We start from the raw sequence: 13,079 nt of genomic DNA on the forward strand, positions 1-13,079 counted from the left end.
ATGCTGCGAATGGGAGGCCGACATGGCGAGCACAATCAAGGGACCGGCGATCTTCCTCGCGCAGTTCGCGGGCGAGGCGGCGCCGTTCAATTCATGGGGTGCGATCACGAAATGGGCCGGCTCGCTCGGCTACAAGGGCGTGCAGGTGCCGACTTGGGACGGGCGCCTGTTCGATTTGGGGAAGGCAGCCGAGAGCAAGAGCTATTGCGACGACCTCACGGGTGTCGCAGCCGAGAATGGGGTGGTGATCACCGAGCTGTCCACCCATCTCCAGGGCCAGCTCGTTGCCGTCAATCCGGCCTATGACGCCGCCTTCGATGCCTTCGCGCCGCCCCAGCTGCACGGCAAGCCCAAGGAACGGCAGGCCTGGGCTGTGGAGCAGATGCTTCTGGCGGCGAAGGCCTCACGCAATCTCGGCCTCGACGCCTCGGTCTCCTTCACGGGCGCGCTGGCCTGGCCCTTTGTCTATCCCTGGCCGCAGCGCCCGCAAGGACTGATCGAAACGGCATTTTCGGAGCTTGCGCGGCGATGGCGCCCCATCCTGGATGCCTATGACGAGACAGGCTGCGATGTCTGCTTCGAGATCCATCCTGGCGAGGATGTGTTCGACGGGGCGACATTCGAGATGTTTCTCGATGCGCTCAAAGGGCATAGCCGCTGCAACATCAACTATGATCCCAGCCACTTTCTGCTGATGCAGCTCGATTATCTGGCCTTCATCGACATCTACCATGAGCGCATCAAGGCCTTCCATGTGAAGGATGCCGAGTTCAACCCGAGCGGCCGTCAGGGCGTCTATTCAGGCTACCAGCCCTGGATCAACCGCGCCGGGCGCTTCCGCTCGCTTGGCGATGGCCAGGTCGATTTCTCGGCCATCTTTTCGAAGCTCGCCGCTTGCGACTATGCCTCCTGGGCCGTGCTCGAATGGGAATGCTGCCTCAAGCATCCGGAGGACGGCGCGGCCGAAGGCGCTCCCTTCATCGCCAGCCACATCATCCGCGTGACAGAGAAGGCCTTCGATGATTTCGCCGGCGGCGAGGTCGACAAGGCGCAGATCGACCGTCTCCTGGGACTGGGTTGAGGAGGCAGCCATGGTCGAGGCACGAAGCGACGCCGGGCAGGGGCGCATCCGCCTTGGCATGGTCGGCGGCGGAGAGGGCGCGTTCATCGGCTCGGTCCACCGCATGGCGGCGCGGCTGGACGATCACTTTCAGCTCCTGGCCGGCTGCCTTTCCTCGACGCCCGAGAAGGCGCAGCGCTCCGGAGAGGCGCTGGGGCTGGACCGCGCCCGCATCTATGGCGACTTCGTCACGATGGCGAAGCGCGAGGCGCGGCGGAAGGACGGCATCGAGGCCGTGTCCATCGTCACGCCCAACCACATGCACGCCCCGGCGGCGGCCGCCTTCCTGAAGGCCGGCATCCATGTCATCTGCGACAAGCCGCTGACCACCACGCTGAAGGACGCGCTGAAGCTGAAGGCGCTGGCGCAGACATCCGGGCTGATCTTCGCCGTCACGCACAACTACACCGGCTATCCCATGGTGCGGCATGCCCGCGCCATGGTCGAGGCGGGCGAGCTTGGCGACATCCGCGTGGTGCAGGTCGAGTATGCGCAGGATTGGCTGACGACCAGGCTGGAGGATAGCGGCCAGAAACAGGCCGCCTGGCGGACCGATCCCCAGCGATCCGGCGCGGGCGGCTGCATCGGCGACATCGGCACCCATGCCTACAATCTCGCCGATTACATCACCGGCATTCCCGTCACCGCGCTGTGCGCCGAGCTCACCGCCTTCGTGCCCGGCCGCGCGCTCGACGACAATGCCCAGATCATGCTGCGCTATGCCAATGGCGCGCGCGGGCTGCTCTGGGCCAGCCAGGTCGCGCCGGGCAACGAGAACGCGCTGGCCATCCGCGTCTATGGCGCGAAGGGCGGATTGTCGTGGCGCCAGGAGCATCCCAACCAGCTCCTCTGGTCTCCGCTTGGCGAGGCGCCGCGCATCATCTCACGCGGGACGGGCGCGGCCAATGCGGCCGCAGCGCGGGTGACACGCATTCCGTCTGGCCATCCGGAGGGCTATATCGAAGGCTTCGCCACGATCTACAGCGAGGTGGCGCAGGCCATCATCGCGGCTCGCAGCAGCTCTGCGCCTGCCCCCGGGGTGCACTTCCCCACCATCGATGACGGGGTCAGGGGCGTCGCCTTCATCGAGGCGGCCGTGCGCTCCTCCGCCGCCGGCGCTCGCTGGGTGCCCCTGGACTGATCGGGCATGGGCATAAGGAACAGCCGTGGCGGGCTTGGCAGAACGATCGGGCACTGGCTGGCCCACGCGCATCGCCGAGCCCGTCCAGGCTCATGGCCGGCGGCGCGGCCGGTTCCTTACTGTGTCAGAACAGCCTCGGATAAGTCTGGACCGACGCCATTCGGAATGGGGTTAACTGTTCCGCCATGGTTGCTGTTGAGGACCAAGGTCGGACACCTGGTCAGAATGATCTGGCGGACCACCATGATCGTGTGAGGCCGACTGGTCGGCTATCGGTGCCGTCGCTCCGATGAGAAGGCTGCACACCGGCAGATGAATGGCACGGAGGAGCATCCGCTCATTGTTGCCCGTGATCCGATGCATCCGCCAGGTTCACGACGCGCGATCAGCGCGAACTGGAACCGCGACGGGATCACGGCTTGCAGGCAATCGATCGGCATCATCGGGCCGCCCATGCAACCGCGTTCAAGATGGGAGCACGTCAGCTGTCACGCCCTAACCGTCCAGGAGGCTCCGGATATCGTCGATCGTGTCGAGCTGGGTGACGTCAAACGATGCATCGGCCAGATCAATGCCAAACGTCTCCTCAAGGAGCATCATCAGCTGCGTTGCTGCGAACGAATCGAGCCGCCCGCTAAAGAACAGCGAGTCGCTGTCGCGCACGCCGCTCACATCGCCCCTTTCTGACAGCAGCTCAAGAACGCGCTGCCGGATTGTTTCGATCCTCGCGGAAACAGAGGTTGCCGTGGTCATCGGGTCAGGCTCCGAACAGGCCGAGCAGGAAGGTGAAACGGTCCGACAGATCGCCCTCGAGCCAGACGCTGTCGAATATCTTCAAGAAGCAGAAGAACAGTATGACCTGCACGCGCGGCAAGACATCATGGCACCAGACCCCGTCCGCCGGGCTGGTCTTGCGGCCCCAGAGCTGGGAGACGATCAGGCCTGCCGACAGCATGCAGACATAGAAGGCGAGCGTGACCAGGCGGTCAAGTTCCAATGTGGGTGAGCCATTGGCAAAAACATGGGAAACGAAAATCAGATGATAGATGAAATTACCAATGCCGGCCGCGCAGAAAGTTGCGAACGCAATCCGCAGACGCGGTGAATTCTTGAAGAAACGCAAGAATGCCGGGTAGAAGAAAAAATCAACAAGCAATTCCTTGAAATAATAGTAGTAGCGGTTCCAGAATTCCGCAATCGAGCGCGAGGCCATCGGATTGACGGTGTTACGCGGTATGGCGTATCCCATCATGCGTACAATCGCCACGACCGCATGGCCCCAGGCGGCGATGATCAGGAGGTCCAGAGCGTAGTTGGCGAACAACCCGGCCCAGCGCAGCGTCAACGGCAAACTCGCTGCATGGTCGGAGCTGAGGATCATCGCGCCAAGCTTGGGCACCCCAAGGGTTCCATGCAGCACCGCAGCAAGGGCCTGATAGGCCCAGCTGAGGATCGCGGTCCAGACAGCCAGCTTCAGCGCCTTCAGCCGCGTGACCGCCAGCGCCTCTGCATCGTGCGCTTCGAAGCGCGACAGGAAGGACAAGCCCTTGCCTATGGGCGCGACGTCACCGCCCCAGCTGGGGCGCATGTAGAGCGCCCGGATCGTGTCGGGCAGGGCCATCTTGGCTTTCTGGTCGACAGCGGCGTAGGCCAGGAACCAGAAGCAGGAGGCCCAAACCGCCAGGAACGTCCACACCGCAGTATGGACGAACTGTCCGGGCTCGAGATTGGCGGCAATGCCCAAGGACGCCAAGAAGGTCGACAGATGCACAAGAACAGGACGCTTTGACCAGAGGGCGCCGCCGCGGCGCTGACCAGCCATCGCAGCCCGCGCGAACAGCAGAAAGGCCAGCACGCCGGCAATTTGCAGAGCCATTGGCGGCAACGTCAGCGCTATCCCCGTGTTCGCGGAGAGTTCCGACAGCAGTTGCGTGAATTCCTGGGTGCGGAAAGGACGCAGCAGCAGAAAGACGAGGCTGGAGATCAACAGGATGGTGAGGCGCCGGTGAGGGAATGCGGCGGCCGCGAACAAGGTCAAGCAGACCAGCGCAAGCGCCGGCAAACTGACCTGAAGGCTGATCGCCAGCGCGGCGATGAAGGCTGCATGAAGCACGACGAGGCCGCGCAGACTGCCGGCGAATGCGCGTGCCTCGGGGTTCGCATCAATGCCAAGCCAGCGCTGGCGCAGCCGCCAAAGACGGAGGATCCACGCCTCCTGCCTGACCTCAAGCGAGCAGGCGCTCACGGCGAACCTCCTCGAGCGTCTCGCGCAGGGCGCGGCGATCCACCTTGCCGTTCACGTTGACCGGCAGGGCATCGCGCAGATGGATCGTGTCCGGCGTCATGTATCGCGGCAACGTACGCCACATTCTCTCCCGGATCGCTTCTGGCGCAAATCCAGCGCCGACAACGAAGCCGACGAGGCCCTGGGGCGTTCCATCCTGGATCGGCCAGGCGACCACGGCGACCAGATCGCTGCCGGAAGCTGTCCGCAGATGGGCTTCAACCTCCTCAAGTTCGATGCGGTTGCCCTTCACCTTCACCTGGTTATCGATGCGTCCCAGGTGATGGAAGACACCATCGGCGTCCTTGAGGCCAAGGTCGCCGGTGAGATACCAGCGCTCGCAGCCGATCTCGCAAAATCGGGCTTCGGTCTGTTCAGGCGCAGCGAAATAACCGATGCCGACCTGTGGACCGCACAGGGCGATCTCGCCCGGCTCTCCATCCGCGACCGGGCGCCGGTCCGGGCCAAGGATTGCAGCCTTTCCGCTCGAAAACGGTGTGCCGATCGCAAGCGTGCCTCGCCCATCGGTCACCGTTGGGGGCTCGGTCAGGCGCTGGCGCAGCATCACGACCGTGCATTCGGTCGGCCCGTAGATGTTCTCGACGACGCTGTTGGGCGCTGCGGCGGCCCAGGCTTGCGCCGTCGCCACCGGCAAGGGCTCGCCGCAGAAGATCGACAGGCGCAAGGCGCCAAAGAGACCGGGCTTCAGCGCCCCGCTCCTGCTCATCATGGTGGCGATGGTTGGAACCGACATCCACGCGGTGACGGCATGGCTTCGGATGAAATGGGCCGGCGCCATCAATGCCAGGGCTGGCATGACATGCAAGGATGCGCCTGCTTCCAGGGTGAGGAAGAGGTTGTGCACGCTGAGGTCGAAGGTGATGTCATGGGCCTCGGCGACCCGGTCCTCCGGGGCCAGCTGCGTCCAGCGGCGGCTTTCCTCAAGATAGCAGTCCAGCGACCCGGCCGAGATCACCACGCCCTTGGGCAAACCGGTCGTACCGGAGGTGAAGATGATGTAGCCCGGGTCGTACGGTCCGACTTCGACCGCATCGCGAAGGGGCTCGATCTCAAGGTTGTCAAGCGAAACCAACGGCGTGCCGCCCGCTTCACCCGCCGATCCCGCATCTGGTGCAATGATCAGCTCCGGCGCTGCGGCCCTTACCTCGGGCGTCAGCAAGGCTGCCCCGTTGCGGTCCACGATCAGCGCGTCGAGATCGAGCAGTCCAAACAAGGTGATGAGCCGCTCGGCCGGCCATTTCTGGTTGAGAGCGACATAGGTCGAGCCGGCCATGCAGGCGCCAAGGATCCCGGCATAGGCCTCGATGCTTCGCGTGGCCAGCACGCCAACGCGGCCGCTGCGACGCCTCCCAACGAGCCACGCTGCAAGGCGCGCGGCCTTGCCTGCCAGCTCGCGATAACGCACCTCCTTGCCGTCGACGACCAGCGCTACACGCTCGGGATGGCGTTCAGCGCAGTTGATGAAGGGTAGGGCGAGGTTGAAGTTTCGCTTGTGCTGCATGGATTTGTTCCCCCTGCTTGAGCCGGAAGGCGGGAAATGGAAGGCGCGGTTTTCGTGAATGTTAGTAGAGGTCGAGAGGCTTGATGGTCAAGAAGCCAGCACAATTAAGATTACTCGGTCGTAGAAGGGCAGCACAATAGACATAACATAAAAGTGCTGTGAAATAATGTAGATCAGATGTCGATGGCTGTGACCAAAGCTGCCGATATGGCCGCAGCGCCAAGCGCCGGCAGCCATTGACGGGGACGTTCATCGCCAATGCTGAACAGGTTCAACGGAAACAGATGCCTGTGAGACTTCGGGGCTTGGCCCGCCATGGGCGCAGGCATGTAGCATTCCTCGTCGAACCAGCTCCAGTCCGATGCCCAGGTCCAGCAATCATGATCCTTGTAGACCTGGGCGACCGTCTGGGCGAAGGCCTTGTCGGTCTGCAGGCGGATGTAGGGCCCTGGCGATGTCTCGAAATAGCGCATCGCCAAGGGCAGTGAGCGCTCCGTGCAATAGTTCGACATCCAGAGGTTGAAGCCGATTTCCGCGCGCAGGCTTTGCAGGACCCGAAACACCTGAACATGCTCCTCGTGGCCGTATTCTCCCCAGGGATTATGGGTGAAGACGTTCATCCCTGGCCGCAGCCGGCCGCGCAGATGATTGCGAAGAAGGTCTGTGTTTTGCCGATAGGCCGCCAATACGCTGCGATCGGCGACGGTCGCGAAGGGGATGCCGGCACGCTGGAGCGCCCTCTTGGAGAATCGCTTCCATTCGCGCTTCTGGCTTTCCATCGTCAGCGCCAACCCGTCGGACGTCTCTTCGGGAGCTAGCCAGTTTGCGCAGCCATAAGCGCCCGACTCGTGCAAATCGAGGCAGCTGACCCCCTTGCGCGGAAAGGCAGCCAGGGCCGTAGCACGCTTGCTCGCAAGATCCGGATGCGCCCAGAACGGGCGGAACACGATGATGACCTCGTCCACCTCCTTGAGGATCGCGTTGAACCAGAGCAGTTCGTCATCGGGATGAGCCGCGACGATCACCGACTGCGTCAGGAATTCAGGCCGCATCGGCATGCCGGGGCTCCTTCTCACGGCTTGCGGGCGTTGTGTTGCCAGGGTCGTTCTGCCTGCGCGCCCGCCAGCGCTCGCGCAGACGGAATGCTGCGAGCGCGATCGCCCCGCGCCAGCTCGCAGCGCGCGTGATCTCTGACATCGCCGTGCGAGCGGTCCCGAAATCGGTCTTGAAGGCCTCGTCGCCGATCGTGAAGTCGAATACCTCGCCACCCTTGGCGATCCAGTCGGCAATCATGCCCTCGTAGAGCAACAACCCCGGCGAATGCCGGCCGAAGCGCGCATAGTCGCAGCCAATGAGGAGATAGTTGAGCCGCCCGCCTGCCCCTATCGCGAAGGTCAGGCCGACAACCTCACCATCGGCCTCCAGGGCATAGGTCTGGGCGAAGCCGGCGCTGGCGCCCTCGACCGCTACAGCCGTGTAAAAAGCGAGTGCAGCAGGGTTCTGGATGATGTCACCGTCAAACCGCCCGGTGCGCCATCGCGCCATAAGCTGGATCGCCTCTGCGATCCTGCCCGGTTCGTGCAGGACGTGGAACCGGGCAGTCGGCGCCCTGAAGAAGCGCTTGTGCTTGCGAGCCAGCATGCGGGCGAAGCTGTCCGACAAGGCCAGCTCGCGCCAGCTCTCGATGGAGCCCTGCACGCCAACCGCATGGGCCCCAAAGTCCAATGTGCGGACTTCACCGCCCAGGAATGCCGTCCAGAGGCGCAGGTGCTCGGGCCGAACAGGCCTGATGCGCAGCAGATCATGATGCGGCAGGACGCGGGCTACAGCCTTCGCAAGCGCGCCGTCGCCATGCAGGCGACCCAGCCAGGCCCGGTCAGCGAGGGGGGCGGCATAGTCGCTGACACCGAGATCCGTCGTCTCGATCAAGGCAATGCCCGAGTGCCGGCGAAACAGGAGCGGCAGGACGAAGCGCAAGCTTCCATCGTCTCCCCGGCCCACGACCGTGACCGGTTCCGCCCCGCGCGCTGGCGCCCAGATGCGATGCAAAGCGCTCAGCCAGTACGGATGCTGGAACGCCGTTGCGTCAGACCGCCCGACCAGATCAGCAAACTCGGCCGATCGAAAATCAAAGTCGGATACCGGCATAATGCTGGACAGCTTGAGGAGGGTCGACGTCCCGTTAATCATCTCTCCACCACAGACGAGCAATCGCTTGGATTGCGGTCTTCATTCCCATGAAAGGCATGTATCTGGGTTAACTGGCGGATAGTAATGTGCGTTACAGTTAATCGAAGACAAAAGCTGCGTTACGCAGATGGCCTGGCAGTTCGCCTCATGGTGGCGGCAGCGCGTCCAGGGCGAGCCTTCACCTCAGCGAAATGACGCGTGCCAAGGGAGAACCGCGCCATATCGGCGATCTCCGTCACGATCATGCGCTTCGCGACGCCTGCCGCGGGATCGAAATGGAAGGCTCGTCCCACCGCCGCAAGCAAGACGTCGGGCGGACTTCGTTTCGTGAAGGGGGTCATCGAGAGCCCGGCGGCTTCACGGGCCGGGCCAGCAGGAGCGGCGTTGTTGCAAAGCCTTGTTGAACAATCGGCGGGGGCCACCCACTCACATTGCGGAACCTTTTGAAATTCCTCGGGAAAATCAAAAGGTGGTGCCCAGGAAAGGACTCGAACCTTCACAGCTTGCACTACTGGTACCTGAAACCAGCGCGTCTACCAATTCCGCCACCTGGGCATCGGATGCCCGTTTATGATCCCGGGCCGAAGCTGTCAACGGAAAGAAGCGCCCGGCGAGAAAGAAGCGCTTCGCGGCATCGCGGCAGGATGGGGGGCTGAAAGGCTCTCGCTGCCGCGCTGCGGCGCTTGCGACCCTTCACCAGCTTCACAGGCAAGGCCGGATCGACTACGACGCAGCGAAGGTTGCGGTCACGACCAGCGGGGATGCCATGTCAGCGGTGAACGGAAAGCTTGTGACTGTGTTCGGCGGCTCCGGATTTGTCGGCCGTCATGTCGTCCGGGCCTTGCTCAAACGCGGCTACCGCGTGCGCGTTGCCGTGCGGCGGCCTGACCTCGCCGGTCATCTCCAGCCTTTGGGCGTGGTGGGCCAGGTGCACGCCATGCAGGCCAACCTGCGTTATCCCGCTTCGGTGAAGCGCGCCGTTGAGGGCGCCGCAGCCGTCGTCAACCTCGTCGGCATCCTGCAGGAGCAGGGCCGCCAGAGTTTTGCCACAGTGCAGGCGATGGGGGCCGAGGCCGTGGCCGAGGCCTGCGCTGCCGCCGGCGTCCTTACCCTGGTCCACATGTCGGCGATCGGTGCGGATGCGGCTTCGGCTTCCGATTATGCTGCGAGCAAGGCGCGCGGCGAAGCCGGCGTGCTCCAGCATGTTCCCGGCGCGGTCGTCATGCGCGCCTCCATCATCTTCGGCCCCGAGGACGGCTTCTTCAACCGCTTCGCCTCGCTTGCCCGCATGCTCCCCGTGCTGCCGCTGGTCGGCGGCGGGGAAACCCGCTTCCAGCCGGTCTTCGTCGGCGATGTCGCCGAGGCGATCGCGCGGGCGGTGGATGGAGAGGTGGCCGGTGGCCGCGTCCATGAGCTGGGCGGCCCCGAGGTGAAGAGCTTCCGCGAACTGCTGTCCTATGTCTGCGAGGTCACGGGCCGCAAGCGCCTGCTTGCGCCGCTGCCCTTCGGCCTCGCGCGGCTTCAGGCGGGTGTGCTCGAGTTCGTCGACCGGCTGACCTTCGGGCTCATGCCCGACGCCATCAAGATGACCCGCGATCAGGTCACCTTGCTGCAGTCCGACAATGTCGTCTCGCCCGATGCTGAAGCCGAAGGACGCACGCTGCAGGGGCTCGGCATCACGCCGACCAGCATCGAAGCCATTGTTCCGGGCTATCTGTGGCGCTTCCGCAAATCCGGCCAGTTCGAGTCCGCACGCCCGTCCTGAGGCTTCCGGCTCTGGCCGCGACATGCTCGATCTGGTCATCATCGGCGCGGGGCCGGCAGGCATTGCCGCCGCGCGCTGCGCCATGGAGCGTGGGCTTACGGTCCGGATCATCGAGGCGCGGGGCCGGGTCGGCGGCCGTGTGGTGACACGGCATCTCGCCGGCCATGCGGTCGATCTGGGCGCGCACTGGCTGCATGCCGGCCCGATCAATCCGGTTGTGGCGCTGGCCCGTCGCGAGCGCATCGCCCTGCGCGCCGCGCCGCAGGAATCGCACCTGTTCATCAACGGAAAGTCGCAGCCGCAATCAGCCCGGATCGCCTATGGCGCGGCCTTCGCACGCGCCGAAGGCGCTCTGGCGGCGGCGGCCGACAGCCTTGGTCCTGATGAGCCGGCTGCCGCCGTGCTGCCCTTCCTTGGCCCCTGGCGGCGGCCTGTCGCGGCGATCACGGGGCTTGTCTGCGGCCGGCCTTTGCAGGTCATCAGCGCACGCGATTTCGCCAGCGCGGAATATGCCCATAACCACTTCGCTCCGGGAGGGTTCGGCGCGCTCCTGGCGCGGCTTTCCCGTGGCCTGCCCGTGAGCCTGGGCATGGCTGCGCAGGTGATCGACTGGTCAGGAGCGGGAGTGAGGGTGAGCACGAAGGGCGGCGTCATCGAGGCGCGCAAGGCGCTGTGCACGGCCCCGCCAATGGTGCTGCGGAGCGGCGCCATCGCCTACGATCCGCCCCTGCCGGAGGCGGTCTTGGCGGCCATCCATGGCTTCCGGGCCGGGGTGTATGAACATGCGGTGATCCGCTGGCCATCGGCGCCCTGGCGCGGCGCGGACCGCATCGCCACGCTGACAGGCCGGCGTCTCGATGGGGCGGGACTGCTGACCCGGCTTGATGGTTCGCCGCTGCATTACCTGGAGTTCGACGAGCCAATGGCGCGCGCCCTCCGCCAGCCTCATCGGCTCCGGGCCGGTCTTGCCGTCCGCGCGCTGCTTGCGGAGCAGTTTGGCGCGCGGGCCATCCGCGACCTCGCCGTGCTCCACGTCAGCGATTGGCTGGCGGATCCGTTGTCGCTTTCATCCTGGTCGAGCGTGCCGCCCGGCCAGGCCGCGATCCGTGACGCGCTTGCGCGCCCGCTCGGCGGGCGGCTCGCCTTCGCCGGCGAAATGACCGACCATGCGCAATGGGGCACCGTGGGCGGCGCCTGGGCTGCTGGGGAGCAGGCGGTGGATGCGCTCTTCAGGGCAGGGGCCTGACCGGCCGCCGCGCGCTCAGAGCATGTTGGGCAGCACGCGGTTGGGCGGCCGGTGACCGTCCATCAGCGCGCGGATGTTGACGATGACCTTCTCGCCCATCTCGATCCGGCCTTCATGGGTCGCCGAGCCCATGTGCGGCAGCAGAACCACCCGGTGGGCGCGCGCCAGCTTGAGCAGCCGCGGGTTCACGGCCGGCTCGTGCTCGAACACGTCGAGCCCGGCACCTGCCAGTTCCCCGGCGTCGAGCATCTTGGTCAGCGCGACCTCGTCCACGATCTCGCCGCGGGCGGTGTTCACCAGGATGGCGTCGGGCTTCATGATCTTCAGCCGGCGCGCGGAGAGCAGGTGATAGGTCCCCGGCGTGTGCGGGCAGTGCACGGTCACGATGTCCATGCGCGCCAGCATCTGGTCGAGCGAATCCCAGTAGGTGGCGTCCAGTTCCTCCTCGATGCGGGGGTCCACGCGGCGGCGGTTGTGATAGTGGATGGACAGCCCGAACGCCCTGGCGCGGCGGGCCACGGCCTGGCCGATGCGGCCCATGCCGATGATGCCGAGCCGCTTGCCCGTGATGCGCGTCCCCAGCATCCAGGTGGGCGACCAGCCCTGCCACTTGTCGTCCGGCACGAGGCGGGCGCCTTCCGGAATGCGGCGCGCCACGGCCATGATCAGCGCCATGGTCATGTCGGCGGTGTCCTCGGTCAGCACGCCGGGCGTGTTGGTCACGTCGATGCCTCGCGCCGCAGCGGCCGGAACGTCGATGTTGTCGAAGCCGTTGCCGAAATTGGCGATGAGCTTCAGCCGCTCCCCGGCCTCGGCGATGATGTCGGCGGTGATCTCGTCCGTCACGGTCGGCACGAGCACGTCGGCTGTGCGCACCGCCTCGATCAGGGCCTCGCGGCTCATCGGCGCATCATCGAGGTTGAGCCTCGCGTCGAACAGCTCGCGCATCCGCGTCTCCACCACTTCCGGCAGCTTGCGGGTGACGACCACCAGCGGCTTCTTCCTGTTCGGCATCGTGGTCTCCGTCACGACTGACACATATGGGCTCGCCGGAATGGTCCGCCCCACCTTCGCCTAAACCTGCCGTTAACGCCATTTCGACGACAGTGCAGGGCGTTGGGAAGCGGGTTATGCTCATCCGCATCCTGTTGTCTAGCAGGGCGTGGGCGGAACACAATTGCGTGCCCCAGACCGCGCGTTCGGCGCTGGGGGCGATGGCCGGCAAAGCGTCCGTGCAGCGCGCCGCGCAGGGAAAAAGGTTTGATCGGAATGCCGTCCTCACGATCCGTCGCCGTGCTCGGCCTGGCTGCGCTGCTGCTCGCCTCGCCAGGGGCGATGCCCCGCGCCTTCGCTGTGGGCGAGATCGCCGGGGCTGTCACTGGGCTGCCTGTCCCGCGTTATGTCAGCCTCAAGAATGACCGCGTGAACCTGCGCGAGGGGCCCTCCAAGGAGCACCGCACGACTTGGGTCTTCCAGCGCGCGGGACTGCCGGTCGAGATCACGGCCGAGTTCGAGACCTGGCGCCGCATCCGTGATTCGGAGGGCGCCGAAGGTTGGGTCCTGCACAGCCTCCTGTCGGGCCGCCGCACCGCCCTCGTCATGCCCTGGTCGAAGAAGCCCGATGAAGCCATCGCCTTGTTCGAACGCGCCGATGAGCGCTCCGCCCTGGTGGCCAGGCTCACGCCGAACGTGCTGACCAGTGTGAAGTCCTGCGCCGGCAGCTGGTGCCGCATCACGGTCAACGACCACGAGGGCTTCATCCGGCAGGACCGGCTCTGGGGCGTGTATCCGAACGAGCGCATCAACTGAAC

At 65.2% G+C, this 13,079-nt stretch carries 11 protein-coding genes and 1 tRNA gene; 5 read left to right on the forward strand and 7 right to left on the reverse strand.

What is annotated here, in order from left to right; translation table 11 throughout:
• Window positions 1–22: 22 nt before the first annotated feature.
• Together HEQ16_05445 and HEQ16_05450 are read left to right on the forward strand one after the other, a co-directional pair.
• Entirely contained in the window at window positions 23–1,081 is a 1,059-nt protein-coding gene (locus tag HEQ16_05445; protein MCO4053490.1) for a sugar phosphate isomerase/epimerase, read from the forward strand.
• Window positions 1,020–2,261, forward strand: a complete 1,242-nt coding sequence (locus HEQ16_05450) for a Gfo/Idh/MocA family oxidoreductase (protein MCO4053491.1) — start codon at window positions 1,020–1,022, stop codon at window positions 2,259–2,261. Before HEQ16_05445 ends, HEQ16_05450 begins: the two co-directional genes overlap by 62 nt.
• Window positions 2,262–2,756: 495 nt before the next feature.
• Here the strand turns inward: HEQ16_05450 and HEQ16_05455 are convergent, their stop codons facing one another.
• From HEQ16_05455 to HEQ16_05480, 6 genes are all read right to left on the reverse strand, one after another.
• Window positions 2,757–3,014 carry an acyl carrier protein gene (locus tag HEQ16_05455; GenBank protein MCO4053492.1) on the reverse strand — a complete coding sequence of 86 codons (258 nt, stop codon included), beginning with the start codon at window positions 3,012–3,014 and terminating at the stop codon, window positions 2,757–2,759.
• Window positions 3,015–3,018: 4 nt separating this feature from the next.
• Window positions 3,019–4,323, reverse strand: coding sequence for a hypothetical protein (locus HEQ16_05460; protein ID MCO4053493.1), 1,305 nt, complete (start codon window positions 4,321–4,323; stop codon window positions 3,019–3,021).
• Window positions 4,324–4,486: 163 nt separating this feature from the next.
• On the reverse strand, window positions 4,487–6,067 hold the full coding sequence (locus HEQ16_05465; protein MCO4053494.1) for a D-alanine--poly(phosphoribitol) ligase: 1,581 nt from the start codon (window positions 6,065–6,067) through the stop codon (window positions 4,487–4,489).
• Window positions 6,068–6,240: 173 nt separating this feature from the next.
• The gene (locus tag HEQ16_05470) at window positions 6,241–7,119 is read right to left on the reverse strand and encodes a hypothetical protein (protein ID MCO4053495.1); all 879 of its coding nucleotides are present in this window, start codon (window positions 7,117–7,119) and stop codon (window positions 6,241–6,243) included.
• The gene (locus tag HEQ16_05475; protein MCO4053496.1) at window positions 7,109–8,044 is read right to left on the reverse strand and encodes a GNAT family N-acetyltransferase; all 936 of its coding nucleotides are present in this window, start codon (window positions 8,042–8,044) and stop codon (window positions 7,109–7,111) included. Before HEQ16_05475 ends, HEQ16_05470 begins: the two co-directional genes overlap by 11 nt.
• Before the next feature lie 683 nt (window positions 8,045–8,727).
• A tRNA-Leu gene (locus tag HEQ16_05480) sits at window positions 8,728–8,812 on the reverse strand.
• Between the two features lie 211 nt (window positions 8,813–9,023).
• On the opposite strand from HEQ16_05480, the gene HEQ16_05485 reads away from it, so the two are divergent.
• Together HEQ16_05485 and HEQ16_05490 are read left to right on the forward strand one after the other, a co-directional pair.
• Window positions 9,024–10,022 carry a complex I NDUFA9 subunit family protein gene (locus HEQ16_05485; GenBank protein ID MCO4053497.1) on the forward strand — a complete coding sequence of 333 codons (999 nt, stop codon included), beginning with the start codon at window positions 9,024–9,026 and terminating at the stop codon, window positions 10,020–10,022.
• A 22-nt stretch (window positions 10,023–10,044) separates the two neighbouring features.
• Entirely contained in the window at window positions 10,045–11,268 is a 1,224-nt protein-coding gene (locus HEQ16_05490; protein ID MCO4053498.1) for an FAD-dependent oxidoreductase, read from the forward strand.
• A 15-nt stretch (window positions 11,269–11,283) separates the two neighbouring features.
• Here HEQ16_05490 and HEQ16_05495 read toward each other — a convergent pair whose 3' ends face one another.
• On the reverse strand, window positions 11,284–12,282 hold the full coding sequence (locus HEQ16_05495; GenBank protein MCO4053499.1) for a D-glycerate dehydrogenase: 999 nt from the start codon (window positions 12,280–12,282) through the stop codon (window positions 11,284–11,286).
• Between the two features lie 255 nt (window positions 12,283–12,537).
• Here HEQ16_05495 and HEQ16_05500 point away from each other — a divergent pair, with 255 nt between their 5' ends.
• A complete protein-coding gene (locus tag HEQ16_05500; GenBank protein MCO4053500.1) occupies window positions 12,538–13,077 on the forward strand; it encodes a hypothetical protein in 540 nt (179 codons plus the stop codon).
• Window positions 13,078–13,079: the final 2 nt, after the last annotated feature.

It is taken from the genome of Bosea sp. (in: a-proteobacteria) (assembly GCA_023910605.1).
Classification (GTDB): Bacteria; Pseudomonadota; Alphaproteobacteria; order Rhizobiales; family Beijerinckiaceae; genus Allobosea.